The following is a 26,362-nucleotide window of genomic DNA, read 5'->3' as shown; positions in this document are numbered from 1 at the left end:
CGCGACCCTGAAGGTGAGAGTCGTCGATTGAGGATACGGCTTTAGGTTTCACGATAAGAGCGAAGGATGGGGGCTATGCCGAACGTACTGGTCGTTGATGACTCGGCTGTCGATCGTCGCCTGGTGGGCGGGCTCATCGAGAAGGATCCCGAGCTCTCGGTCACCTTCGCGGCCAATGGCACGCACGCGCTGACCATGATGCGGCAAAACGTTCCGGCGCTGGTGCTCACCGATTTGATCATGCCCGAGATGAACGGGCTGGAGCTGGTCAAGGCGATTCGCGAGCATCATCCGTTCGTGCCGGTCATCTTGATGACGTCGAAGGGAAACGAAGAAATCGCGGTCCAGGCACTGCAAGGCGGGGCGGCGAGCTACGTCCCCAAGAGCCAGCTCGCCGGAACGCTTCTCGACACCATTGGCCGGGTGCTTGACGCTTCTCGCCCGCGCGAAGGACAGGCGCGCCTGTTGCAGCATGTCGTGCAGAATCGCTGTACGTTTCAACTCGAGAACGACTGCACGCTGTTTCCGCCGCTGATCAACTTCGTGCAAGAGCATGCCACGCGGTTTGGTCTGTTCGATCAGACCGAGCGCGTACGATTGGGCATCGCGCTGGAAGAAGCACTGGTCAACGCCCTCTATCACGGCAACCTGGAAGTGCAGTCCGCGCTGATGGAGAAAAGTCACGAGGCGTACTACGCGATGGTCGAGGAGCGCGCCCAGCAATCTCCCTACAAACAACGCAAGATCCACGTCGAGGTATGCGTTTCGACAGACGAAGTGACGGTCCGCATCCGCGACGACGGACCGGGATTCGAGCCGGCGTCACTTCCCGACCCCACCGATCCGGTGAATCTCGACAAGGTCAGCGGGCGGGGCCTGCTGTTGATGCGCACGTTCGTCGACGAGTTGAACTTCAACGACCGCGGCAACGAGGTCACGCTCGTCAAGCGGCGCCGTGCGGTAGAATCGGACGCACTCGCCTGTAGCGAAGAGCTATAGAACCCGGCGTCGACAAATGCTCTAGACGCACGCTCGCTAGGCCGTTGTCTTTACAAGCGAACGAACGGGCGATCCTCCAGCCCCAGGCGCTTCATCTTCTTATAAAGCGTCGTGCGGTTGATGCCCAACGAGTCGGCCGTGGCGTGACGATTCCACTGATTGCTTTCCAACACTTCCAGAATGATCCGTCGTTCAGGCTCTTCGAGCGCTTGCTTTAAGGTACGACCGCCGACCGGTTCCAGTGACCGCCCGCCTCCGGAGGTCATGACCCCCGGCAGGTCGGCAGCGCCGATCGGCCCACCCTTGCCTAGTAGCACCGCTCGCTCGATGACGTTGGCCAATTCACGGACGTTGCCTGGCCATTGGTAATTCTCCAACAGCGCCATGCATTCGTCGGTAAAGCCAGGGATCGGCTTGCTGCACTCGTCGCACACCTCTTTGAGAAAGTGCGCGGCCAACATCGGAATATCGGCAATGCGATCGCGCAATGGCGGCAGCTCGATATTGATGACGTTGATGCGGTAGTACAAATCCTGGCGAAAGCGCCCTTCTCGCACCAGGTCTTCGAGCTTTTCGTTGGTGGCCAGGATCACGCGGGCGTCGACTTTAAAGGTCTTCGTACCGCCGACCGGCTCGAACTCGAACTCCTGCAACACGCGCAGCAGTTTGACTTGCATCGCTGGGCTGGCGGTGGCGATTTCGTCGAGGAAGATCGTACCGCCGTCGGCCAGCTTGAACTTTCCAACCTTGTCACCGATCGCGCCTGTGAACGCGCCGGCTACGTGTCCGAACAGTTCGCTCTCGAGCAAGTTTTCGGGGAGCGCGCCGCAAGCCACTTCGACGAAGGGCTTGTCGCGACGGCGGCTTTGACGATGAATGGCCCGGGCGATCATCGATTTGCCGGTGCCACTTTCGCCGGTGATCAGCACACTGGCGCGCGTGTCGGCAACGCTCGAGGCCATTTCGTATACGCGTCGCATGCGATAGTCATGGCCGACGATGCTATCCATGCCGAAGCGCATGTCGAGCTGCGTCTTGAGATTCTTGTTCTCCTCGACAACGCGGCGATGATTGATCGCCCGATCGATCGACATTTCCAACTCGTCGTCGACGATCGGCTTGGTGACCAGGTCGAAGGCTCCGGCGCGAATCGCCTCGATGGCGGTCTCCACGGTGCCGTAACCGGTCATGAGGATCACGGCCGTGTTCTGACGATGCTCGCGGCAATGGGCCAGAACGTCGAAGCCGTCCCCGTCACCCAGGCGCAGATCGACTAGCGCCAGGTCGAAATGTTTCTTGCCGAGCACGGCGATCGATTCCGCGACGCCGGTCACGGCGTCGACGGTGAATCCCAACTCGCGCAGCCACTGGGCCATGGACTGTAACAGGGGACGGTCGTCGTCCACCAGCAACAAAGAGCCTCGCTTCATGGAGAATTGCCTCGCGCGAGCGCGGATGAACGGCCGAGTGTTAAGCGCGACATCCCTCGCGCAGCGGTCGCTGTCATCACGCTTGTTACCTATCACGGCTGCGTTCCGGTGACAGCCGACAACGGTCCGCCTGTTTCAGCAGCACCTCCCGCGAAGTGCCGGCCGTGACGACCGCTCTAATCGTTTCCAATCCAACTCGTTCCCCCCAGTGGCTGGGCCACCACGAGGTAACAGGCGCAGTTCGGGCAAGGCCCGTGGGGAGAAGGGACCGCGACTGTCGTCAAATATCTACGTCACGCGCTGTGTCAGGTCAAAGCGGCAACACCGCTGCGGATCGAGACATCAGACGAATCAGCCGGCCAGACGGGATGATGCCGGTTGTTCGGTCCGCGACGGCCAGCTAGGCTAATATTCTGAGGGGCACACTTCAGGGCCTTCGGCCCTTGTGCTCTGTACGCTTCGTCGAGGAGGAGGGTTCTGATGACCGTACGGCTATTGATCGCGGATGACCACGAAGTAGTGCGGCAAGGATTGGCAAGCCTGCTGGCCGGTACCGACGTGGAAATTATCTGCGAGGCGAGCCATCCCAGCGAAGCAATCGAGATGGCCCATCGGCATCGGCCCGATGTGGCGCTGCTGGATATCCGCATGATGGATGGCGGCGACGACGGTTTGACGGCGCTCGAGCAGATTCATAAGGACCTGCCCGACACGCGCGTCGTCATGCTCTCGGCATTCGACAACCCGACCTACATCGCGCGAGCCAATGCGTTGGGCGCGAGCGACTACCTGCTGAAGGGTTGCACGCGCGAACAATTGTTGGAAACGATCCATGCCGTGGCCACGCGTGATGGTTCGAGCGACCACGGAGAATTGAGCAAGGTCGCCGGCACGATGGCTACGCGCAAGAAGACCGAGGACGACGAAGCCTCGCTCACGCAGCGCGAGACACAGGTCCTGCGCCATCTGGCACTGGGGCTATCGAACAAGGAAATCGCCAAGAGCCTGACGATCAGCGTCGAGACCGTCAAGGAACACGTGCAACACGTACTGCGCAAGATCGGCGTCAACGATCGCACCCAGGCCGCGGTATGGGCCGTGCGAAAGGGAATCGTGTAGTCACTGGCGGTACGAAGCATTCGTAGGGTGCATTTTGTGCACCATCGAATCGAGGGTTGTTCTGGTGCATCCAGGGTACCCTACGTGATCTCGGCTAACACCTTCGGCAGGTTCACGTCGAATGGGAAGCCGCAGAGCAGGACGTGCGCGTCGGGCGAGAACTCCAGCACCTCGCGGCGCACCACATCCGTCACGTAGCGCGGCAGCGCCGAATTGATGATCACCGTCGTGCCCGGATGCTTGTCGATCAACTGGCAGATCGGGCCATAGGCCAGCTGCGCGCGCTCGATGGGACAAACGGCCGTGATATCGATGATGATCAGGTCGGTCGAGCCCGTGTAGTACAGCGCCGCGGCCAGATTATTGAACGCCGTGATGTCGGAATCGGGCCAGCGGTCGCGCACGATCTTCGGCACGGTTTTCGTGCGCATGTATTCCTGATCGTCGATGATCCACACGCGCATCATTCGGTCGATTCCCGCGGGACGCAAAAGAAAGCTGCAAGGCTTCACTACCCGCAAGCATATCGCGCGAAGGTTGCGATGGCGAAACCTGCCGCCGCGGGCGAAAAGGTTTCCTCGCCCCTATTTCGCGCGGGGATGCGCCTTTTCATACGCTTGGCGTAAGGCGGCGGTGCTGACGTGCGTGTAGATTTGCGTCGTCACCAGGCTCTTGTGTCCGAGCAGCTCTTGCACGCTACGAATGTCGGCGCCGGCGTCGACCAGATGCGTGGCGAAGCTATGCCGCAGCGTGTGCGGCGTTGTCCGGCCGTCGAGCCCCGTGACTTTCAGATACTTCTCCAACAGCCGGCCAACACTGCGCGTGGTTAACCGCTTGCCAAAGCGATTGACGAACACCGGGGCGAGGCTAGTTTCGGCCACGCGTCCCGCCACGCGACGGACCTTCAGCCACTTTTGCACCGCCTTCTGAGCATAGGAGCCGAGCGGTGCCAGGCGTTCCTTGCGACCCTTGCCGCGCACACGCAGCACGCCGCCAGGCAGATCCGTGTCGCCGTCGTTCAGTCCGACCAGCTCGCTAACGCGCAGGCCGGCCGAATAGAGTGTTTCGAGAATCGCTCGATCGCGCAGCCCCAAAGGATCACCGCTCGGCGGAGCGCTGAGCAATCGGTCCAGCTCGCCCGTGGACAGAAAATGCGGCAGCGACCGCCCGCGCCGCGGATTCCGCAGCGGTTTGGCTGGGTTGGTGCTGGTCCATCCTTCGCGCTGTCCGAAGCGAAAGAAGCTGCGCAGTGAGGCCAGCCGCCGGGCGATCGTCGTCTTGGCGTAGCCGGCCGTGTGCATGGCCGAGGCGTAGCCGCGCAAATCGAGCGTGGTCAGATCGGCCGCGTCAGGACAGCGACCTCGATGACGCTCGGAAAGAAATTCGACCAGCGCGTCGAGATCTTCGCGGTAGCTCTTGATCGTCAACGGTGAGGCGTTGCGCTCAACCCGCAGGTATTGCAGGAAGCGGCCCACCGAGGCCGACAGAGAGTTTTCCGAGACAGTAGCCACAGCGGTCTCGCAGGCCAGACGCAATACAACACCGGAAACGTTACGTCGTTTCCTCGCCGTCGGCCGGTTGCGGCATGTTGAAGCGGGGACGCGTCGCGGGAACCTGCTGGCTCTCCTGGCGAATCTTCTGGCTCAACACCGCGGCGTCGTACCAGGAGAAACTCAGGTCCGGGTTCGAGGCGTAACGGCCCAAAACTCGCAACGTCGCCGCACGGCTCGCGTCGTTGTACAAAAACACGTACCGCTCGGCCCCTTTCACTAGGGCAAGAACGTTGATGTCCTGGGCCACGACGAACCTCCTCCTTCGGTTCCGATCCGGAAGGCCGTCCTGGGCATTGCCGCAGGGGGCCACGTAGACGCACGCTGTCTCTTTGGTGCTATATCGACCGCTGAATGCGATGCGCCAACGCGCCGCACCTTTGGGTGGCACGGCTCACGATATCGACATAATCGGCAACGCTTCTCCAGCTTTAGCGAGCCGTTTTATCGAGCGCTGTTAGAAAGCGCCACCGCCGAGATTTGCCTCTCCGCGCGACTGGCGGCAATCCGTTCCCTATGCGCCGCGCGGCAACCGCCTATAAGCTGGCAATGACATTACGGGCGCGCAGAAGTGCCGCGTACGGATTGGGCGCAAGGTCGTTAGAGCAAATCTCGCAGGCTGGCGAGCCCCACCGGCTCGCGGCTGGCAAACGGCTCGCCGTACTCCACGCCGATTGACCAGCCCCAGAACGAGGCCTGGTCGCGCCAGCGATCGATGAACGAGGGGGATTGGCTTTCGCGGCCCGCGATGAACTGGCTGTGGTAGCACTCGATCGAGGCCCGCTTGCGCTGCCAGTAGGCAGTAATGTCGATCACGAACGCAGGCGGCGTCACCAGGCGTAAATGCACGCAGTAGTAATACAGAATACGCGAGGGGAAAAACGGCTCGCCGGGCAAATCGCTTTTGGTCAGCTTTGACCAGAAGCGGGCTGCTTCAACCAGTTCCGTGGCGGCGACGTGGTCGGGGTGCGAGTCAACCCAGTAGGGAGCAAAGATCAGCCGCGGCCGCACGCGGCGGAACACGCCTGCCAAAAGTGCGCGGGCTTCGAGTGTTGGTTCGAGCTTGCGATTCACGAGTCCCAGATTTTCGCGCCAATCGACTTGCAGGATCTCGGTCGCGGCGGCCGTCTCGCGGGCACGAATCTCGAGAGTACCGTGCGGCGTCGGCTCGCCACTGGTCAGGTCGAGAATGCCGACCCGCAGCCCCTCGTCCTTCGCGCGGAGGATGGTCCCCCCCATGCCCAGTTCGGCGTCATCCGGATGGGGAGCCACGACCAGAATATCAAGCACGGCGAATTCTCCAGATTGCTGCGTCATTCATTTGCCCGCGGACGAAAGTCGCTGGCTCTATTCTTACCAGCTTTCGCTCGGCGTAAACCTGAGATGACGGCCAGTGAACTGCAAAGTCGAGAATCCCGCCTCGTCTGCTATAGCTGGCCTCTTCGAGGCCGGGATCCCACGGTACCGCTCCGGGGTCGCAGCAAAGATAGCGGACAGCAACTGCCCCAGTTTGCCAAAGGGCTGTCCCGCACATTATCCGACGCCGATCAAACAACCGTCGTGCCAGCAGTTGATGATGGCATGTCGCAGCAAGTCGGCTGCGACGCTGGACTTCCTGGCAATGCCTGGCGGGCATTACTTGCGGCGCAGGGGAGTCGACCTTGACCGAGAAATCGGTCCTTGGTATTCAACGCGGCTCTCTTCCCCAAGTCCCAACGTCTCGTTCGAGAATCGCGCGCGAGGAAGTTCTTCTGAGATACGCGTACGTTGCTGGCGGCCTGGTGGCCGCCCTAGTCCTGCTTGCCGCGAACGTGAGCAGTGGCCAGCGAGTACAGTTTCCTTCGGCAGTGCCCGAAGGGAGCCCGTACACCGCGCCGCCACCGGTTACGGCGCCGACCTATGCGCCTCCGCCGCCCAGCGTAGGCGGTCCGCCCGCCTTCGACCCTTACGCCACCTCCGCGCCGACCTTGGCGGATCCTGCCGCCGCCCCCGGCCAGCCGACCACCTTTATCGGCAATGCGACGCGATTTTTTCAACAAGTTGATTTCGATTCCACATGGCTCGCGGGAAATAACCAGGGAACGAACCTAGGGATCACCGATGTCGAGGCGAGCGCCACGTTTGCGATCCCGATCTTTTTCAAGGCTCCGTTCCTGGTGACGCCTGGATTCGCCGCGCACTTTTGGAACGGTCCGGATACCAGCGGCTTCGGGGTTAACCCAGGCCCAGAAATGCCCCCCGAGACGTACGACGCCTACTTGGATACGACGTGGAAGCCGCAGGTTACCCCACGGCTCAGCGCCGACCTGGCCGTCCGCGTGGGCATGTACACGGACTTCAATTTCGTCAGCTACCAGAGCTTGCGCACTCCGTTTCGTGCCTTGGGTCTGTACGCGGTGAACCCGCAGGTGACCTTCGTGGCGGGCGTGGTGTATCTCGATCGTCTTTCGGTGCGCATCCTGCCGGCCGGTGGCGTCATCTGGACTCCCGACCCGGATTCGCGGTTCGAGTTGCTCTTCCCGCGGCCGAAGCTATCGCATCGCATCGCGACGATCCGTAATGGGAACCTGTGGGGCTACGTCGAAGGGGAATACGGCGGAAACACGTGGACAATTCGCCGCAATCAACCCGGCTTCAGCGGCGATCTGGTCGACTACAACGATTTGCGATTGAGCATTGGAACTGAACTGATCGGCGCCGCGGCACGGCGGATGAACTTCGAAGTCGGTTACGTCTTCAACCGCCGCTTGATGTATCAAAGCGGTATTACACCCACCACTTACCCGCACGGCACTGTGATGGTCCGTGGCGGGTTCAGCTTCTAGTCGGCGCGGCCAACGGCTGCGCACGTTTCGTCGAGGCAGGGCATTCAGAACGTCAACCAGGGGCATTCGCGGTTTGCATCTTCACTAAGCTGAGCTTGCGCTGCTGGCATACCGCAATCACGGATAGGCCAGCGACAAGCTGTGAAAACAGGCGGTTCAGGCGATGGCGGGAATTTCAACTTCAACCATTTGGTGCCGGCGCCAGGCCGCTGGGACCGATAAGCACTCAATACGGTTACACGGATCGATATCGCGGAATCATCAACGATGGCAGGCTCTCTGCGATGCGCGAATCGCCTGCAGCGCTGGCGATCGTGCTGCGCGCCGTTGTTGATCTGCGTCGCGCTCGCGGCGGGAGCCTGTGCTGACAGCGTGCTTCCGCCGCTAGTTTCTGGCGATGACGTGCTGGAAAGCATCACGCGTTTGCCGCCGTCGGAAGAACAGTCTCCCTTCAATCGTTTGCCGCCGGTGATTCCGCCCGGTTCGGTACTCTCGACGCGGCAACCCGAAAGCGTGGCGCTGTTACCTCCTAGCGCCGACGACTCGAGCTTCTTTAGCAGTCCGCGCGATCCGGGCCGGGCTTACGACCCGCTCGACGAGCAGATTTTGAAGGAAGACGCCCCCGCGTTGCCGCCGGGCTTCAAGAACGGCGTGCTGCAATTCACCACCTTTCGCAAGACCTTCCTGCTGCAAGGGTCACGCGAAACAGGGATGGGCATACAGAGCATCCTGCTGCAGACCGTCTTCGCGCTACCACTCTTCACGCGCGACAAGCCGATTTTTATCACGCCCTATTTTCAGGCCAACATTCTGCAAGGTCCGGTTCAGACCGATCTGCCGCCGCAGTTGTACGACGTGTCGCTGGAGTTTCGAATCCTACGGCAGCCCACGCCGCAATGGGGAGTCGATCTGGCGTTCGCGCCGACGATCCTCAGCGATTTCCAGAACATGTCGCATCAGGCATATCGCTGGGTAGGCCGCGCGGCGGCGCTTTATACGTACTCGCCCACGCTGCAAATCGCGGGGGGTGCGATGGCTACCGGACGCACCGACGTGCCGGTGTTGCCGATCGGCGGTTTAATTTGGACACCGACTCCGGATTGGCGCCACGAGATCATTTTCCCGAAGCCGAAACTCGCCCGTCGGCTGACCGATAGCGTCAACGCCGATTGGTGGGCCTACACTGCCGGCGAATTCGGCGGCAATAGCTACGCCATCGAGCGGGCGTGGGGCGCCAACGACATCGCGACCTATCGCGACCTGAGATTTATCCTGGGGCTGGAACGCAAAACGGTCTCCGGCGTCTATCACCGCTTCGAAGCCGGCTATGTCTTCGATCGCTTGATCTCTTATCAGAGCGGAACGCCCTCGTACGCCCCCACGCCAACCGTGATGTTGCGCGGCGAAGCCGTTTACTAGGCGTGCCCGGGTTCGATTCCCCCAGGCACAGGCAGCCGATCGTGCGCCGCCGTTCTTAGTGCGTTCATGTTTTGCGTCCGAAGTGCGTCTGGCACATTTAAAGACGCGCGGACGTTTTACACTGTCTATCCCTGAGCGTACTTTCTTCGCCGTTTGCTGGGGTGTAAGCTGACGACTGCTTGTCGCATGCGATCGGCGGCATTTTCACCGCGACTGCCGAACGCTCGCCCGGAATCAGAGACGCTTCCCGCGAATCCACGAGGCAGTAACCGACCAAACGATGTTTTTCGGCCCCATCGTTTCATTAGAGATGGTCACCGGTGCGCGGCGCGCTCGGTATTTCATTATCCGTATCGTTTATGCGGCGGTGCTGCTCGGGCTGTTATGGATCAACTATGCTGATTCTCCGCTGCAACGGCGTTCGACACCGCAGGCCACGGTAAGCATTCGCGCGGTCGCCGATTTTTCGCGGACGTTTTTCATCACGTTCGCCTTCGCACAACTGATCGCGGTCCTATTTCTGACTCCGGCCATGATCGCCGGTTCGATCGCTCAGGAACGCGAGCGGCGCACGATCGAATACCTGTTCGCCAGCACCCTTTCAGGCAGCGAGATTATCTTCTCGAAGTTCCTGGGCCGAACGCTGCACGTCACGATAACGCTCCTCGTGGGGCTCCCCATCCTGGCCATAGTACTGATGCTCGGCGGCGTCGAACCGATGCTGCTGTTCATGGTCTTTCTCGTCACGGTCGCTACGCTCGTGGCGATATCGGCGCTGTCGATCGCGACCAGCGTATGGTCGAAGCGCAGCCGCGACGCCGTGATCCGCACTTACCTGTATCTTTTGGTATTCCTGGCATTGCCGCCGCTGGCGTGGGTATTGAGCAACACGCCGTTAATGTGGCCCTGGGCCTCAAAGACGTTGGCCGGCATCGGCGCCGTGACGCTAGTGAACCCGTTCTACGTGATCGGGTCGCTCTTGATGTTCACCAGCAATAGCGGTCAGACATATCGTGCGATCGTCGGCCCGCTGCTCGTGGTCTATCCACTCTTTACCGTGTTGTCGCTCGCTTGGGCAACGCTTTCCGTGCGGCGCGTGTACCGCAAATCGATGGGCGTGAGCGAAGGAAAGCGGGTGCGCGGTACTTTTCCACGCTGGCGCCCGCGACTGGGCCAGTGGCCCATGCTGTGGAAGGAATTGTTCGCCGGCAGCGCCGCGCTGCACCTGGGAATGCTCGGTCGGGTTGCCGTCTTACTGTTGTTCGCGGGGGCGACTGTGCCCGCGTTCCTGATTTTCTGGGACGAAATCACGACCCGGCAGCTACGCAACGGAATTCCGAGCCAATTAGTCGGGACGTCGATCGGAATGGTCACTCTCTTGGAGTGTGCTGCCCTGTTGGTCGTAGCGACGCGTGCCGCCGGTTCGATCACGTCTGAGAAAGAACGGGATAGCTGGCTCACACTCGTCAGCACGACACTAACTCCCAGCGAAATTATTTGGGCCAAAACGGCAGGCAGTATTTATGCCGCTCGCTGGTTTGTACTGCCGATCGGTATCTGGTGGCTGTTGGTCGTAATCCTCACGCCCAGTTATCTCGGCGCGTTACCGTTCCTACTGGCGCCGTTTTTCGTAATCGCCTGGGCCTTGGCGGCGCTCGGCGTTTGGTTTTCCTCCTGGTGTACGACGTCGATTCGCGCCATGGGAGGGACGGTAGCGCTGGGCGTGTTTCTCGGCGGCGGCTATCTGCTCTGCTGCATGCCGGTTTACATCGTGGGGCGGGGCGACGAAGCGTTGCTGGGGTTCTCGGCCTGCATCCCATTCTTGCTCGGTTGCCCGTCCATCTTGTGGCTGGCATTTATGGAGCGGCACTATCTTGGGTCCGAGGCGATGAATATCGCCCTGGCACTTTTCATCGGAGTCGGCGGTTATCTCATCCTGGGATTCGCCATGATGCAGGCGAACATCCGCAATTTCGACGTGCGCGTGGGAAGACCGATCGAGGCGTGGACGCTTCCGCCACCGATTCCAAGTATGGGTCCATCGCCATCACCACCGCCGGCCGGCAATGACGGCGCTTCGGCCCTGTAACAAGCGGCAGAGTTTGCCACCGCTACGTCAGTGGAAACATCGGCCAGCCCTGCGCCGACGCGTTGCCGGAGCGATCTTCAGAATTGATGCACGGCCGGCAGCTTGCCGGAACGCCGCACCACGATCGCCCGCAGATCTTGCTCGAGCGAGTCGAAATCCTCGTCGGCCGCGTGATTTCCCGACACATCGATCAACGACTCGATCGCCACAACGGCCACACGTCCTTCCCACCGGGCAGGCGGGAATAGCGTCAGTCGGGAAGGATCAGCGAGTCGCATGCCGCACGCGTTTCAACGATGGTAGGGAGTAGCGAGAACGAGCAGTCCGGTGTCATGGTCGGGCTTGGCACGTTTTTGCCGTCACCGGACTTCTCTATCAAGTTCCATTCGGCAAGCGGACCGTCCGGCGGTGAGAATCAATCGTGCGGAATTCATGCAATTCGCGCGGCGCAGTTGACGTAAACCACGGCCGGCTTCCTACAACCGCGTCGGTTGGTGCCGCTTCACGCGTTCCGTGGCCGCCAGGCTTCGCGCGGCCAACCGTGGGTACACGAGCCCGCCATTCCCCTTTTCTACGGGACCGCGAAGAAAAACCTATATACATACACGGTCTGGCTGCCAGCTCCGGCAGGTCGGGCGTGCTTCAGAAATCCTTCGATCCCGCGTGAATGATGCCCTATTACAGGATCCTTTCCATGAAGACAGTCGCATCGTGGATGGTCGTTCTGGCGATTCTGCTCGGCCAATTGTCGCCGGCCAGCGCTTGCACCGGGATCCGCATCAAGCCGGAAGACGGTTCGATCATTTCCGCGCGGACGCTCGAGTTCGGTATCGATCTGGATTCGAGCGTGATCGTAATCCCGCGTGGCAGAGCGTTCGTCGGTAGCACGCCCGACGGTCAGCCGGGTCTGAATTGGACGACCAAATATGGCGCGGTCGGCGCCAACGCGTTTGGGCTATCGGTGCTAGTCGATGGCGTCAATGAAAAGGGACTCGGTGTCGGCATCTTTTATTTCCCCGGTTACGCGAAATACCAGGAAGTCCGCCCGGCCGACGACGAGCGGACCCTGGCGCCGTGGGAACTGGGAGCGTTCCTCCTGGGCACCACGGCCAATGTCGAGGAAGCCGTCGCCGCTGCCCAGCAGGTGCGGGTCGGGGAAGTCGTCCAAAAGAACTTTGGATTTGTGCCCCCGTGCCATTACGTCCTACACGACGCGGCGGGCCATTGCTCGGTGATCGAATATGTCGGTGGTGAACTGAAGGTCTATGACAACCCTTTGGGTGTGTTCAGCAATTCCCCGACCTTCGACTGGCATATCACAAATCTGCGTAACTATGCCAACCTGACGGTCACCAACGTTCCCCCTGTCGAAATGGAAGGAATCAAAGTCAGCGGTTTCGGCCAAGGGAACGGGCTGCTGGGTTTGCCCGGAGATTTTACGCCGCCGTCACGCTTTGTCCGTGCCGTTGCGTTCTCGCAGTCGGCCGTGCCCGTCAAAACGTCGCGCGAAGGGACACTGCAAGCTTTCCACATCTTAAACCAGTTCGATATCCCCAAGGGGGCGGTCCGCGATGTTACTGACGGGCACGAGCATGCCGAGTACACGCTGTGGACCAGCGCCTCGGACCTGGCGAATCGAAGGTTTTACTTCCGCACGTTCGCCAACAGCCGCATTCGCGTCGTCGACCTGGCCCAAGTCGATCTGAACGCCAAAGAGATCAAGACGATTTCAATGGCCGGCGACGAAGCGATCGAGGATGTGTCTCGCTAGGGGCAAGCAGGCTTTCAAACGGCGAACGATGCGCCAGCAGCCCGCAGGTTATCCCGCAATTCGATACGTTGCCACGCATTCATTGCCAATAACTCGACGGTCGCTCGCCCGACGTTGGTCGTGCCGACGATTTTCGTTCCTTGCCAGTTAAAGTGCTCGTGCCATTGGTCACGTCGAGGATGATAAAGCGGCACCAGACTGCCATCTTCGGGATCAATGCCTGCGATGTTTGGGCCTTTATGGAAATTGCAATAACTGCAGGCGAGCGCCAGGTTCTGCAGGTCGGATGTACCGCCGTGTTGCCGCGCTAAAATATGGTCAACGTGAAAGCGAACCAACTCGGCGCTCGATTGTGGCAGGCGGCAATCTTCGCACGCATCATGGGCACGGGCGCGAACTGTGGCCCGCGAATCCCGATCCATCTACTTCTGCCCGGTCGGCAGTGCCCGGGCCTTGGCCTGCAACACGGAAATGACGTCGATTGCCTGAATGTAGGCAGCGTATTCCGCGCTTTCCTCGGTGGTAAGTTGCCCCTCGTTGGCACGTTCGGCCAGGTAATCGATGCGCTGCTGAGTGGCATCATCCGCGCGCAACGCAGCCACCTTGGAAGCGACATCCGCCGGTAGCAAATTCACCTGCGGCTGTAGCAGGCGATCGAGATGTATTGCTGCGGTGCTCATTGGCATTCCCATGTTCAAGCATAACACGCTCGCGAGTGAGCCACAAATTACCACCACGATCGCTGACCGCAACTGACATCTATCTGCGAACGAGAATCTCACCGCGGCCGCCGTTCAGCAGGTCGCCGTGAAAGATTTCGTAGGTGGCATCAAGCAGCGCGGGGTCGGCGGGGAAATCGAGTTGGGCCAGCGTGCGCAGATAAACTCGCAAGAAGAGTGGCTGGCACCGGCCTCCGGCGCGAAACGTCGGTAACAGCGCCGGCGAATCGTTGAAGACAGCCACGGTGCCCCGTCGCATGCCGGCAGCCGGTCTTAAGGAGCACGCTCCGAAGATAAACAGGCTGCCGGCGACCATGTTGATGCCGGCGAAGTCGCCGACTGCTCCGCCGATGGCTACCAGTCCGCGCCGCATCGTATGCGCGACTTGGTCACCGGCGTTTCCGTGGACCAGGAGCGTGCCACCGGTCATGCCGGCTTCACTGCCAGGGTATGCGGCGCCGACGTGATGGCCGGCGCTGCCGCGAATGCAAATCAGCCCGTCATGCATCTCGCCCCCGACGTAGTCACTGGCATCTCCGTCGACCGTGATTTCGCCGCCGGCCATCTGGCTGCCAACGTGCCGGCCGGCGTGGTCAGTGACATGAATAGAGCCCGACTTCATGTGAGCGCCGATCCAGTGGACTCCTGCCATGTCGTCCGCGAATTCGATCCGTTCGTCGGCCGTATCACCCGAGACGTGAAATAAATCGGCCAGGGGCAATTGCTGATTACCGTGAAAGATGGCGAACCGCTCGACCTGTGCCAGCGTTTTGTCTCGCAGCGCATCAGGCGTCAGCCCCTCGACCTCGATGGGGATCGTCGACGTCTCGCGGAGTTTCAGCCGTAGCGACATAACGCAGGTTCAATAGTTAAATTGCACGCCGCGCTTGCGCAAATCCGCAACGAGCGTTGGCGTGTCGGTGTATTGAACGGCGTCGTATCCGCAGGCGCGCGCGGCCGCGACATGGCCCGCCGTGTCGTCCATGAAGAAGATTTCTTCCGGCCGCACTTGCGCGGCTTCAGCGGCCGCGGTGTAGATCTTCGGGTCGGGCTTCATCGTGCCGACGCGAAAGCTGAGCGTAACCACGTCAAAGATGTCTGGGATCATGGCGTACCGGCCACTGGCGAAATAGTCCCAATGCATTTCGCAAGTGTTCGACAGCAGCCCCAGTCGGAAGCCGGAAGCCTTCAGATGCGCCAGGACCGGCTTCATCGACGCGTTCATGCGAAAGATCGCCCCCGCGGCGTACGCCAATTTGTCATACGCGGGACGTTTATCGGTGCGGCGGCAAAACTCCTCGTAGAACTGCTCGCTCGTCACCTGGCCCGCCTCGTACTGCCATTGCAGCCCGCTATCGAAGACCGCTTCGCGCACTTGCTGCTCGCTCAGACCGGCCGCAGCTGCCATCTGCCGGCATGACAGCGCATGGTCGAAGTACAGCAGGACATTACCTAGATCGAAATAGATAAATTTGGGCACCATCTAACGCACGTCCGGCTTGCGAGGCTCGTCTCCGGGCTTCATGCCGAATAGGAAATGCATCAGGTCACGCGTGCCCAGCGTGCGTGGGCTGGCCAATAGCTCGCCCGCGTAGTAGCCTGCAGCTTGTCCCTGTTGCAGCGCGAAGGCGCGCACCCGATCGAGCACATGCCCCTTGGCCGGCGGAAACTGCGTTTCGTAGCAGCGAATCGATTCGATTTTCGCATCGAGCGTATCCGTGATGTCGACCACCAGGTGCCCACCCGCCGGTGGCAGGCCCAGCGCGCCAAACGCCAACGTGTAGTAGAGCTGCGCCGAAATCGTATGCACCGGCAATCCGGCAAAGTAATCGTCCCACTTCGTCAGTCGTGCATAGAACACGGCCGCGTCCGTGATCTGCATCGCCTGCCAGTGATCCGGCGAAGCGAGCGGCGTCTTCTCGCCAAAGCCGATGACGAGCTTCGGCCGATATTTGCGAAACTCCAAGCCCAGCGCCACCCGAGCTTCGAACGTGTCGAACAGCCGGCGGTTCGGCAGGTTCAATTGAATTCTTTTGGTTACGCCCAGAACCTTGCCGGCGCGTTCCGCCTCGGCCAGGCGAACTTCCGGCCCGGGCGACAGTGGCGTCGGTTCACCGTCGGTCAGATCGATGATGCCCACGCGATAGCCCTGCTTGGCCAGTCGGGCCAATGTGCCGCCGCAGGCGATCTCGACGTCGTCCGGGTGGGCGCCGACGGCAATCACGTCGAGTTGTGGATATTCTTCGGGCTTAGTCATGCGAGGACCACCGCTAGGAGGACGGCTTTACGATCGACAGCAAAAATGTGGGATTCAAAGCGTCGAAACGGACGCGCTCGAGTTGGTAGGTGCCGCGCGCGACGTTGATCATCCATACGCGCACGTCCTGCACACGACGATGCATCGTGGCATGTACGTCGGCCAGGTTCTCGATGCTGCCGGTGTTGGCGACCAGACGGCCTCCCGGGCGCAATCGATCGTAGGCCAAATCGAGAAGGCGGCTGATCTCTCGCCCGCTCCCCCCCACGAAAATCGCGTCGGGGTCGGGTAGGTCGACCCACGCCTCGGGAGCCCGGCCAAGCACAGCCACCAGGTTCCGCAATGCAAAACGCGCCGCATTGTCCAGGATCAGCGTGTGATCCTCTTGATCCATTTCGATCGCGTACGTCTTGCCACCCGAGGCAATCTGCGCCGCCTCGATCGCCACCGATCCGCTGCCGGCGCCGATGTCCCAAACGGTGCTCATCGTGCGCAAGTCGAGTTGCGCCAGAGCAATCGTACGCACTTCACTGGGCGTGAGCAGCCCTTGCTTGGGTTTCGATTGCAGAAACGCTTCGTCGGGATTGCCGAACAGCCGCCGCCCGATTTCGTCGGACGGACGATCAGGCATGTCGGGTTTGCGCACCAGGATCATAACGTTCAGAGGCGCGAAATCCTGCCCGGCCAATTCCTTCAAACTGCCGCGAGTGACGCGCTCGTCAGGCGATCCCAGATTCTCGCACACATAACCCCAGAAATAGTCGATCCGCCGGTCGAGCAATGCCTGGGCCACCTTAGACGGCGGACAATCCTCGCTGGTAAATAGTCCCACGCGCTCGGCAATGCGAATCTGCTCCAGCACCTGGTCCAGCGGCCGGTTGGCCAGGTTGGTCAGGTAAGCCTCTTCCCAACTCTCCTTCACGCGGGCGAATGCCAATTGCATGCTGCTGACATGCGGTACGACTTCGAACCGATCCTTGCCCAGCTTTTCGCAGAGGTAACGGGCCAGGCCATAGAACAACGGATCGCCCGAGACCACCACGACCACCCGGCGATTTCCCGCGACTGCGATGCGCTCGACGATGGCGTCGAGATTGCCACCTGCCACCAGGCGTTCGGCTTTGCCCGTCGGGACCACGCGCAGCGTATAGTCGGCCCCCACCAGTAAGTCGGCCTGCTCGATGAGTGAGCGCGCGGCGCTCGTGACGCCGTCCAGGCCGTCGTCGCCGATACCGACAATGTGAACCTTATCCTTGGGGGGCATTCCGATTGGGGGTCCGTTGATTCCTGGCGAGCGCCGAAAGGCGAGTGGCCCATTCCGTTAAGCGTCTCAACCACTTGTTGCCCGAGATTTTATGCCGCTGGGGCGACTTTGTACAACTGCACGCGGCGGCGCCCCGATTGGACGCCCGCCCGCTCGCCGGTTACAAGTAAAGAGTCGCTCTGCCCCCCTCGCGTGGCAGGCCGCGCAGCCACCTTCAATGCAGCATCTCCCGTGACGACTAAACAAAAGCGAATCTCGAACGAGGGTCGCTCCTCGGCCGCCAAAGGCCCTGCGCGCCCGGCGGCAGACACTCGGCCTGCGAAGCGTTCCGTTTTGATCGGTATCGTGCTGGCGACGCTCACGGGCGGTGCCGTGTACGCGATCTCAACACAGGCTGATTCGAACAAATCGTCAACACAGCAGCAGACTTCGTCGCGGGACAAACAATCGGATGGCGGCCGCGCTTCATCGGCATTGCAGCCGCACGTCGACAAGACACCGCCGCCAGGCGAAGCTCCGAACGGCATGGTGTGGGTTCCCGGTGGCATTTTCTGGATGGGAACCGTGGATCCCACCTCAATGGTTTGCGGCGGGCCCGACGCGATGCCAGACGCGCGGCCGGTACACCTGGTGGCCGTCGACGGCTTCTGGATGGATCGCACCGAGGTCACGAATGAACAGTTCGCGGCATTCGTCAAAGCGACCGGTTACGAAACGATCGCTGAGCGAACGCCGCGCGCCGAGGATTATCCCGGCGCCCCACCCGAGAATCTCGTGGCGGGCTCGGTCGTGTTCACGCCCCCCGCGCACGAAGTGCCGCTGGACGATCACATGCGCTGGTGGAGTTATCTACCTGGCGCGAACTGGCGCCATCCCGAAGGTCCGAAGAGTGATCTGACCGGCCGCGAGAAGCAGCCCGTCGTACACATTTCGTGGATCGACGCGAAGGCCTACGCAGATTGGGCCGAGAAGCGGCTGCCGACCGAAGCCGAGTGGGAATTTGCCGCCCGCGGCGGGTTGGATCGCAAGCCTTATGTCTGGGGGGACGAGTTAAAGGTCGACGGTCGATACGTGGCGAATATCTGGGAAGGACATTTTCCCAACGAGAATAGCGCCGAGGACGGTTTCAAACAGGCGTCGCCGGTCGGCTCGTTTCCCGTAAACGGCTTTGGGCTTTCCGACATGGCCGGCAACGTTTGGGAGTGGTGCAGCGACTGGTACCGGCCCAATTACTACGCGCAAGTCGCGCCGGCGGCCGACGGAGCGGTTCATAATCCGCGGGGGCCTTCCGAAAGCTTTGATCCGCGCGAGCCAGGAGTGCCCAAGCGCGTGCAACGTGGTGGCTCATTCCTCTGCACGGATCAATACTGCACGCGATATATGCCAGGCTCGCGTGGCACGGGCGCCGTGGACACCGGCAGCAATCACGTCGGATTTCGGTGCGTGCGTGCGGGAAAATAATCCCGCGTGCCGACTCTCTGCCAGCACCGTTAAGTGCGGCACATCGCACGAGTTAATCACCCACACGGTGACGAAAGTTTAACCCGCAGTGCAGTGCAGTTCGGGTTTGCGCGCTCGGCGAATGCTACTACAATCCCGCCCGCATTTTCGAGAGCGGTTGCCGCCGCGGGGGGTGGCATCGTGGCAGTTCCTTGTCGGTCGAATCGTTTGCCTGCGCGCGAGACTGTCGCCGCGAGCTAGCGACGGCACTACGACGAACACTGGCATCGATCCGAATCGTTGACCAGCCGCGGCCGTACGGTCGCCGAGAGGATGACGTGGGGGTTACTTTGCCTGATATCGCTTACGACAAATCGCTCGCGCGCGGCCACCGACGCCGGGGCGTTGCTAACAAGTGCGCCAGCGTGCCGCTGCGCGTCGTCACGGCCAAATTCTTTGTCATCGCCGTAGCATTATGGGCGATGCTCAACGGTGCGCTTTGCACCTGGGCACAGGAGGCGGTGCCACAGGAACCGACGACCGGCCTGAACATCAGCAATGTGAATGACCGTCTGAAGCGCGTCGAAGAATCGCCGGACCTCGACAAAGACCAGAAAGCCAAGATCGTCGACCTGTACAAGGGGACGCTCGAGCAGTTGACCAATGCCAAAGATTGGGAAGCGAAGGTTGTCGAGTGGCAAACGCGCCGGCAAACGGATCCGGATGATTTGAAGCGGTTCAAATCTGAATTGGACACGCCCCCCGCTGATCCGGTGCTCGAGGTTCCGGATAACCTCACGCTTCCGCAGCTCGAACAGAAACTGGTCGATGCCGAAAGCAAACTCAAGTCCGAGCAGGCCAAACGAGCCGAATACGAAGCCGAACCCAAGCGGCGGCGCACCGATCTGCCCGGACTGGTGAACACGGCACAAGAACGTCTGAAAGAAGTCGATCGCGATTTGGCGGCGTTACCACCCGCCACGGAATCGCTGGATATCGCCGAAGCGCGCCGCGCATTCTTGAGCGCCATGCATCGGGCGGTGCAGGCCGAGCTTGATTCTTATGATCACGAGCGCGCATGGTATGAAGCCAGCACCGAGTTGATCGCCGTCCGCCAGGATGTGGCCGCCCAGCGCGTCCGCCAGGCCGAAGGCGTGGCCAAGCGTTGCCGGACACTGCTCAACGAACAGCGCAAGCTCGAAGCGATGAAACAGGCCGAGGAAGCCCGCCGCGCCGCGGTCGCGGCGATGCCTGAGTTGAAGACACTGGCCGACAGAAATGCCGAACTGACTCAGGAACAAAACGGCCCCGACGGCTTCCCAGCCAAGATCGCGGGCCTGGCCAAGGAAGTCGACGACCTGAAAAAACAACTCGCCGACTTGCGGGCGAAGTTCACCCGCGTGCAGGCACGCATCGACGCCGGCGGGATGACCGACGCCGTGGGATTGATCCTGCAGAAGCAGCAAGCGGATTTGCCGGACCTGCGCGTCCATCGGCAGCGTTTACAGTTCTGGCACGACGAAGCGTCGCGCGCTAAAGCCAAGCTCATCGAGCTGGACGATCAGCATGACGAGCTCGACGACCTGGACAGCCAGGTCAACAAGGTCATGGGCACGATCGATCCCAACCTGCCCGTCTATCAACGCTACGAAATCGAAGCCGCCTTGCGCGAGCTGCTCAAAGCACGTCGCGGTTATTTGAAATCACAGATCGACGCCTGCGATGCCTACCTCGAAGAGGTCGACCTCAAGGTGGCTCCCACCGAGCGAAACCTGATCGAGGAAATCGGGCGCTATAAGGAATTTATCAGCGAACGCATTCTGTGGGTGCGTAGTTCGCCGGTGCTGAGCAGCGTGGACTTCCGCCGCGCGCTGGACGGCCTGTTGAAGATCGGCGACGGTCCGCAGCTTTGGGCGGCGCTCGCAGACCTCGCCTGGGACGCGCGCGACAACCCCATGATCTACGTGTTGGCGGCAACCCTGCTGATACCGCTCGTCGGCGCACAGCGTTACCTGCGGCGCAAGGTCTATGCCGTCGATCTGAAAACGACGCAAGCCTACGCTGCTGACATCAAGCCCACGGTACACGTCGCCATTCTGACGGGCTTGATCGCTGCGTTGTGGCCGCTCGTGATTTACTTCATCGCCTGGCGTATGACGGCGCCGGACGCCGCTTCGCTGCACGCGCAGAATATCGCCTATGGCTTACAGGCCACGGCGCTGTTGCTTCTGACGACGGAACTGCTGCGGCAAATTTGCCGGCGCAAGGGGTTGGCCGAAGCGCATTTCGGCTGGCCCTCGGACGCCGTGGCCATGGTCGCGCGTCATTTGCGCTGGGCCATGCTGCTGGGGCTACCGTTGACGTTCCTGGTCACCGTGGCGGAATCGCCCGAGTTCGACGTTCATCGCTCCCCTTTGGGACGCATCGCCTTCATGGCCGGCCTGCTGTCATTGGCCGCGTTTTCGCATTGTGTTCTGCATCCCGGGCGCGGCCTGCTGCACACGCTTACGGATCGGCCTGACGTGAGCTGGTTTTGGCGAAAACCTCGCGCCTGGTATCTGGCCTCCGTGACTGGCCCGCTGGTGCTGGCCATCGTGGCGGCGTCTGGCTACTTCTACACCGCGTTGCAATTGGCTTCCCGTCTGCATGCCACCCTGTGGCTACTATTGGGGCTGCTGATTGCGCAGGCGTTTGCCCTGCGATGCCTGCTGGTAGCGCGCCGCAAGCTGGCGATCAAGCAAGCCCGCGAGCGCCGTGCCGCCGCCCTGGCCCAATCGCAGCACCACGCGCATACCGGTCCGACCGAGTCGGCCATGATGACCTCGGAACGGACGATCGACCTGGTGACGATCGACCTGCAGACGCGCCGTTTGTTGCGCAGCTTCGTCAACGTAGCGTTGATCGCGGGCTGCTGGTTGATCTGGATCGACGTACTGCCGGCTTTGGGCATCTTGGATCGTTGCGAGTTGTGGAGCTACAGCTTTCACAAGACAACGGCCAACGGCGAGGACCTGGTGGCACTGCCAAGCATCGGCTACATCACTCTGGGCGATGTACTGCTGAGCGGCGTTGTCTTGTTGTTGACCGTCGTGGCCAGCCGCAACTTGCCGGGCTTGCTCGAGATCGCGTTCCTGCAGCGGCTGCCGATGGATCCCGGCGGCCGGTATGCCATCACCACGGTGTCGCGCTACGTGATCACGCTAGTCGGATTGGCTGTGGCGTTTTGGATGATCGGCATCGGCTGGTCGAACGTGCAATGGCTGGTCGCGGCCATGACGGTCGGCTTGGGCTTTGGCTTGCAGGAAATCTTCGCCAACTTCGTGTCAGGCTTGATCATCCTGTTCGAACGGCCAATGCGCGTCGGTGACACCGTGACGATCGGCGGCATCAGCGGCAACGTCAGCCGGATTCGCATCCGCGCCACCACGATCACCGACGGCGATCGCAAGGAGCTGATTGTGCCGAACAAGGAATTCATCACCGGCCAATTAATCAACTGGACGTTGACCGACACTATCCTGCGAATGGTAATTCGCGTGGGTGTGGCGTACGGGACGGATATCGCGCTGGCGCGGGCCTTATTGCTCAAGGCGGCACAAGATGATCATCGTGTCTTGCGCGAACCGCCGGTAACGGCCGTGCTCGATCAGTTCGGCGACAGCACGCTGAATTTTGAGCTACGCTTGTTCGTCGCGGGACTGGAAGAGTTCGCCGAAATTCGCCATGATTTGAATACCCGCATCGATAAGTTGTTTCGCGAGTCGGGCATCGAAATGGCCTTTCCCCAATATGACGTCCACGTGCGATCGATCGAGCCGGCCCTGGGCGTGGTCTCGCGCGTCGACTCACCGCCGCTCAAACGTGCTAGTTAAGAGTCATGAGCAAATCGAGCCAACGGCGGCAACGCAAACGGCGCTTCTCACGCCGCTCGAAGCCGGGCGATTTGCCGGGCCTGGTTCAGCCCGATCCCGATTCGCCGCCGCCGGTCGTCCACGTCATTGCCTACGGGCCTGACCAGTTTCTGGAAAAGCGCGTCACCGATTGCCAGCAAGTCGGTGAGCTGATCAACAAGGCGCCGGTGACCTGGATCAACGTCGAGGGGCTGGGTGACGCCAACACAATCCGCTCGATTGGCGAATTGTTTCATCTGCATGCACTGGCGCTCGAGGACGTCGTCAACACTCATCAACGGCCCAAGGCCGAGCAATACCAAGGGTTCCTGTTCATCGTAGCGCGGATGGCCGAGTTGAAGGAACGACTCGAGACCGAGCAAGTCAGCATGTTTCTAGGAGCGAATTTCGTCGTCACGTTTCTGGAAGATCCCGGCGACGCGTTTGATTCCGTACGGCAGCACCTGCGCAACGCGCAGGGGCGCGTGCGCAGCTCGAATGCCGGATACCTGGCGTATTGCTTGTTGGATGCCATCGTCGATGGCTACTTTCCGGTGGTGGAAACGTACGGCGAGCGGCTGGATGAGATCGAAGACGAAGTAGTCCGCGCGCCGAGTCGGGCCACGATTGCCTGGGCGCACCAGGTGAAGCGCGAGCTGAGGTCGCTGCGACGCGCGGTATGGCCCCTGCGCGAGGCGATCAACGCCCTGGCTCGCGATCCGCACGAACTGATCGATGCCGAGACCCGAGTCTACCTGCGCGACTGCTACGACCATACGGTTCAGATCATCGACATCGTCGAAACGTATCGCGAACTCGACGCCGACCTGACAGATCTGTACCTGTCGAGCCTGAGCAATCGCTTGAACGAAGTGATGAAGGTGCTGACGATCATCGCCACGATCTTCATGCCCTTGTCGTTCATCGCCAGCGTCTACGGCATGAACTTCAACACGCAGACCTCGCCCTACAACATGCCGGAGCTGAACTGGCGTTACGGCTACCTGTTCGCCCTGTCGCTGATGGTCGTGACGGCGATCGGCATGTACTTCTATTTTCGCTGGAAGCAGTGGATCGGACCGCGAAGCCTTGAGCGGCAGCATCACGAGGCGCGCATGCTCTTGCACGAAGAGGAACAGAGCAAGCTCCCCGTCGCCACAGCGGGTTCTGTGCAGAAAGCCGAGCCGGCAAAAGCGGGCGCCGAAAAGGCCAATTAGGTTGCCGACAGCGGCTTGCCGCGTGTATTGCAAACCGACGGACGCCGGTTACTTCAAATCGACCGACCAGTAGGCGTTGTCCAAAAAGCTCTTCCAGCTCTCGTACTTCGGGTTGCCGAGCTTGATGCTCAGCAGCGGGCTGCGCTTCGGTTTGACCGGTTGCTTCACCAGGTGCATGTGCGCTTCCTGCGGCGTGCGGCCTCCCTTTTTCACGTTGCATTTCACGCAACTGCAGACGATGTTTTCCCAGCTCGTCTCGCCGCCGCGGCTGCGCGGATTGACGTGATCCAGGCTCAACTCGCTGGTGGGAAACTTACGGCCGCAGTATTGGCAGCGGTTTCCGTCGCGGGCGAAAATATTGCGCCGATTGAAGCGGATCGCTTGTTTTGGCAACCGATCGTAAGACAGCAGGCGGATGACCCGCGGCACCTGGATTTCGAAATTAACCGACCGAATCCAGTCGTCGTGCGGCTCTTTGAAGGCCGAACGCAGCTCGCTGACTTCCCGCCAGCTCTCGAAATCGTAGTTGGCGTACTGGCCCTGCTCGACGTGGATCACTTCGGCCAGGTCGCGAAATAGCAGCCCGAACGCTCGCCGCACGCTGACCACATGAACGGCCATATACAGCCGGTTCAGGACCAGCACGCTCGAACTCAACGGGCTCAGCGCAGCATTCGACATGGGTGCCTCGCAATAGTGCTGACTCGATCGCGAGAACGCCGGCTACAACTCCCTGTTCACTCAGGACTTGGCTCGGCGACCGAGATCCCTGCATTGCCAACCCAGATGGGGCATGCACGGCATTCTATTCGCCCCCCACTCGACCGGCTAGTCAATTTGGCATGAGCGTGCCGCGTGCAGGGCTCTGCAGGGGCACGGGCGTCGACTCAAACGCCCCCCATCTGCTTGATCGTCAGAATTGCTTTTCTGCCTGTCAGGGCGGCACATTTCCTGATTCTTGTCAAGTCGACGAAGGCCCAGAAACCTCGGAAAAAACAGGGGTCAAAAAAGAAGCAAGACGACTTGCCCCGCAGCGCGAATTGTCATTAGGATGAACTTTGTTCTTACGCGAATGGTTCGATAAGCACTGTCTGGCGCAGACCGCCGCGGCACGGGGGAAACCAAGCGATGATTCATTACTCGTGCGACCTATGCAAGCGTCCTCTCGATCCCGAAGAGGACCTGCGATACGTCGTGAAGATGGATATCCACGCGGCATTCAGCCCGCTGGATCTGGATGGCCCCGAGGCCGACTCTGACCACCTGGATGACTTGGACGAGATCATCGAGCAACTGGATGATCTGTCGAGCGACGCAATCGGTGAGGACATTCATCAGCAGTTGCGTTTCGACTTGTGCCCAGAATGCCGCAAGAAGTTCCTCGCCAATCCGCTCGGCCGCAAGAAGGTCGAGAAATTCAATTTCAGTCAGAACTAAGCCGTCGGGGCTGATAGCCCCGCGGTCGTGCCGCACATCGTAAAGCGGCGCACTGACGATTTCTGACCCCGCGGTGGATACGACCGGTGTATCAATCCGGCCAGGGGAATCGCGCACGGAACCGTCGCCTGATCGGTCGGGGCGCCACCGTCGTGGCGCTCGCGATTATTGCCGCGCTGCAATCGTGGCGCGGCTGCTCGCTGGAAGAAATCCAGCGTCCCCCTTTGCCCGAAGGGCATTACGAGGTGCGCCGCGTCGTCGACGGCGACACCCTGTTGATGCAAGATCGCAAGCGTGTGCGATTGATGGGGGTCGATACGCCCGAGACCGTCAAGGAAGACACGCCGGTGCAACCGTGGGGACCCGAGGCAACGGTGTTTACCCGTGAATTCGTCGAGTCGGGCGAAGTCCGCCTGCAATTCGATCGCGAGCGGCTGGACCGCTTCGGCCGGTACCTGGCCTACGTGTGGGTCGGCGATCGGATGCTGAACGAAGAGTTGCTTCGCGCCGGTCTCGCGCGCTGGGAGCAGGGCTACCACTATTCGCAAAGCATGAAAAATCGCTTTCGAAAGGCACAGCGCGAGGCACAGCAGGCCAAACGCGGAATTTGGAGTGGACGGGATCGATGAATGCCTCCCATCCGCGAACTGCCCTTCGCCCTCAATTCAGCCTGCTACACGGCTTGCTCTTGATGTCGATATTGGGAATCGTCTGGTGGCAGGCCGCCCGCTGGCCCATCACAGCAACGCAGCAAGTCGGTCCCACGTATTTTCTGGGCGGAGGGGGCAAACCGATCTACGAGGTAGCTCGCATTGAGCGTCCGCCGACAGCGTCTGAATTCGCTCGTCGCGGCTTAGTTGCCACAGGCGTAATCGTCGGACTGTGTTGCGTGGTATTCGGCTTTCGACGTAAAGCGTCGTAGTCTCACCCTAAATC

The 26,362-nt window shown here is 60.9% G+C and carries 25 protein-coding genes; 12 read left to right on the top strand and 13 right to left on the bottom strand.

What is annotated here, in order from left to right; translation table 11 throughout:
* The first annotated feature begins 75 nt into the window (after positions 1-75).
* Positions 76-999 carry a response regulator gene (locus VGN12_17320; GenBank protein ID HEY4311214.1) on the top strand — a complete coding sequence of 308 codons (924 nt, stop codon included), beginning with the start codon at positions 76-78 and terminating at the stop codon, positions 997-999.
* A 50-nt stretch (positions 1,000-1,049) separates the two neighbouring features.
* Here VGN12_17320 and VGN12_17315 read toward each other — a convergent pair whose 3' ends face one another.
* The gene (locus VGN12_17315; GenBank protein ID HEY4311213.1) at positions 1,050-2,429 is read right to left on the bottom strand and encodes a sigma-54 dependent transcriptional regulator; all 1,380 of its coding nucleotides are present in this window, start codon (positions 2,427-2,429) and stop codon (positions 1,050-1,052) included.
* A gap of 480 nt (positions 2,430-2,909) precedes the next feature.
* On the opposite strand from VGN12_17315, the gene VGN12_17310 reads away from it, so the two are divergent.
* Entirely contained in the window at positions 2,910-3,548 is a 639-nt protein-coding gene (locus VGN12_17310; protein ID HEY4311212.1) for a response regulator transcription factor, read from the top strand.
* An 80-nt stretch (positions 3,549-3,628) separates the two neighbouring features.
* On the opposite strand, the gene VGN12_17305 is transcribed toward VGN12_17310, so the two are convergent.
* From VGN12_17305 to bshB1, 4 genes are all read right to left on the bottom strand, one after another.
* A complete protein-coding gene (locus VGN12_17305) occupies positions 3,629-4,015 on the bottom strand; it encodes a hypothetical protein (protein HEY4311211.1) in 387 nt (128 codons plus the stop codon).
* Positions 4,016-4,132: 117 nt separating this feature from the next.
* Positions 4,133-5,059, bottom strand: a complete 927-nt coding sequence (xerC, locus tag VGN12_17300) for a tyrosine recombinase XerC (GenBank protein ID HEY4311210.1) — start codon at positions 5,057-5,059, stop codon at positions 4,133-4,135.
* Between the two features lie 40 nt (positions 5,060-5,099).
* Positions 5,100-5,348 (bottom strand): hypothetical protein, encoded by a 249-nt coding sequence (locus tag VGN12_17295; protein ID HEY4311209.1) that lies wholly within the window; start codon positions 5,346-5,348, stop codon positions 5,100-5,102.
* A 350-nt stretch (positions 5,349-5,698) separates the two neighbouring features.
* The gene (gene bshB1 / locus VGN12_17290; protein HEY4311208.1) at positions 5,699-6,415 is read right to left on the bottom strand and encodes a bacillithiol biosynthesis deacetylase BshB1; all 717 of its coding nucleotides are present in this window, start codon (positions 6,413-6,415) and stop codon (positions 5,699-5,701) included.
* 464 nt (positions 6,416-6,879) lie between these two features.
* Here bshB1 and VGN12_17285 point away from each other — a divergent pair, with 464 nt between their 5' ends.
* The 3 genes from VGN12_17285 to VGN12_17275 all read left to right on the top strand — a co-directional run bounded on the left by VGN12_17285 (position 6,880) and on the right by VGN12_17275 (position 11,431).
* Positions 6,880-7,923 (top strand): hypothetical protein, encoded by a 1,044-nt coding sequence (locus VGN12_17285; protein HEY4311207.1) that lies wholly within the window; start codon positions 6,880-6,882, stop codon positions 7,921-7,923.
* Positions 7,924-8,190: 267 nt separating this feature from the next.
* Positions 8,191-9,342, top strand: a complete 1,152-nt coding sequence (locus tag VGN12_17280; GenBank protein HEY4311206.1) for a DUF6268 family outer membrane beta-barrel protein — start codon at positions 8,191-8,193, stop codon at positions 9,340-9,342.
* A 280-nt stretch (positions 9,343-9,622) separates the two neighbouring features.
* A complete protein-coding gene (locus VGN12_17275) occupies positions 9,623-11,431 on the top strand; it encodes an ABC transporter permease (GenBank protein ID HEY4311205.1) in 1,809 nt (602 codons plus the stop codon).
* A 77-nt stretch (positions 11,432-11,508) separates the two neighbouring features.
* Here the strand turns inward: VGN12_17275 and VGN12_17270 are convergent, their stop codons facing one another.
* Entirely contained in the window at positions 11,509-11,709 is a 201-nt protein-coding gene (locus VGN12_17270) for a hypothetical protein (GenBank protein HEY4311204.1), read from the bottom strand.
* Positions 11,710-12,125: 416 nt separating this feature from the next.
* On the opposite strand from VGN12_17270, the gene VGN12_17265 reads away from it, so the two are divergent.
* Positions 12,126-13,202, top strand: coding sequence for a choloylglycine hydrolase family protein (locus VGN12_17265; GenBank protein ID HEY4311203.1), 1,077 nt, complete (start codon positions 12,126-12,128; stop codon positions 13,200-13,202).
* Between the two features lie 14 nt (positions 13,203-13,216).
* Here the strand turns inward: VGN12_17265 and VGN12_17260 are convergent, their stop codons facing one another.
* From VGN12_17260 to cbiE, 6 genes are all read right to left on the bottom strand, one after another.
* Positions 13,217-13,624, bottom strand: coding sequence for an HNH endonuclease signature motif containing protein (locus VGN12_17260; GenBank protein ID HEY4311202.1), 408 nt, complete (start codon positions 13,622-13,624; stop codon positions 13,217-13,219).
* On the bottom strand, positions 13,625-13,882 hold the full coding sequence (locus tag VGN12_17255) for a hypothetical protein (GenBank protein HEY4311201.1): 258 nt from the start codon (positions 13,880-13,882) through the stop codon (positions 13,625-13,627).
* Between the two features lie 79 nt (positions 13,883-13,961).
* A complete protein-coding gene (locus tag VGN12_17250) occupies positions 13,962-14,774 on the bottom strand; it encodes a formylmethanofuran dehydrogenase subunit C (GenBank protein ID HEY4311200.1) in 813 nt (270 codons plus the stop codon).
* 9 nt (positions 14,775-14,783) lie between these two features.
* Positions 14,784-15,404, bottom strand: a complete 621-nt coding sequence (locus VGN12_17245) for an HAD family phosphatase (protein HEY4311199.1) — start codon at positions 15,402-15,404, stop codon at positions 14,784-14,786.
* Positions 15,405-16,178 carry a PIG-L family deacetylase gene (locus VGN12_17240; GenBank protein HEY4311198.1) on the bottom strand — a complete coding sequence of 258 codons (774 nt, stop codon included), beginning with the start codon at positions 16,176-16,178 and terminating at the stop codon, positions 15,405-15,407. It abuts the gene before it with no gap.
* Between the two features lie 13 nt (positions 16,179-16,191).
* Positions 16,192-17,442 (bottom strand): precorrin-6y C5,15-methyltransferase (decarboxylating) subunit CbiE, encoded by a 1,251-nt coding sequence (gene cbiE / locus VGN12_17235; protein ID HEY4311197.1) that lies wholly within the window; start codon positions 17,440-17,442, stop codon positions 16,192-16,194.
* A gap of 231 nt (positions 17,443-17,673) precedes the next feature.
* Between cbiE and VGN12_17230 the strand changes: the two genes are divergently transcribed.
* The 3 genes from VGN12_17230 to corA all read left to right on the top strand — a co-directional run bounded on the left by VGN12_17230 (position 17,674) and on the right by corA (position 23,989).
* Positions 17,674-18,903, top strand: coding sequence for a formylglycine-generating enzyme family protein (locus tag VGN12_17230; protein HEY4311196.1), 1,230 nt, complete (start codon positions 17,674-17,676; stop codon positions 18,901-18,903).
* A 317-nt stretch (positions 18,904-19,220) separates the two neighbouring features.
* Complete coding sequence (locus VGN12_17225) at positions 19,221-22,754, top strand: mechanosensitive ion channel domain-containing protein (protein HEY4311195.1); 3,534 nt, start codon at positions 19,221-19,223, stop codon at positions 22,752-22,754.
* A 5-nt stretch (positions 22,755-22,759) separates the two neighbouring features.
* Entirely contained in the window at positions 22,760-23,989 is a 1,230-nt protein-coding gene (corA, locus tag VGN12_17220; protein ID HEY4311194.1) for a magnesium/cobalt transporter CorA, read from the top strand.
* Between the two features lie 48 nt (positions 23,990-24,037).
* Here the strand turns inward: corA and VGN12_17215 are convergent, their stop codons facing one another.
* A complete protein-coding gene (locus VGN12_17215) occupies positions 24,038-24,670 on the bottom strand; it encodes an HNH endonuclease (protein HEY4311193.1) in 633 nt (210 codons plus the stop codon).
* 447 nt (positions 24,671-25,117) lie between these two features.
* Here VGN12_17215 and VGN12_17210 point away from each other — a divergent pair, with 447 nt between their 5' ends.
* From VGN12_17210 to VGN12_17200, 3 genes are all read left to right on the top strand, one after another.
* The gene (locus VGN12_17210; GenBank protein HEY4311192.1) at positions 25,118-25,426 is read left to right on the top strand and encodes a hypothetical protein; all 309 of its coding nucleotides are present in this window, start codon (positions 25,118-25,120) and stop codon (positions 25,424-25,426) included.
* Positions 25,427-25,512: 86 nt separating this feature from the next.
* The gene (locus VGN12_17205) at positions 25,513-26,055 is read left to right on the top strand and encodes a thermonuclease family protein (protein HEY4311191.1); all 543 of its coding nucleotides are present in this window, start codon (positions 25,513-25,515) and stop codon (positions 26,053-26,055) included.
* On the top strand, positions 26,052-26,348 hold the full coding sequence (locus tag VGN12_17200) for a hypothetical protein (GenBank protein HEY4311190.1): 297 nt from the start codon (positions 26,052-26,054) through the stop codon (positions 26,346-26,348). The genes VGN12_17205 and VGN12_17200 overlap by 4 nt, the downstream gene beginning before the upstream one ends.
* Positions 26,349-26,362: the final 14 nt, after the last annotated feature.

This window comes from Pirellulales bacterium (assembly GCA_036499395.1).
Lineage (GTDB): Bacteria > Planctomycetota > Planctomycetia > Pirellulales > JACPPG01 > JACPPG01.
This window is presented reverse-complemented; position numbering and strand designations above follow the sequence as displayed.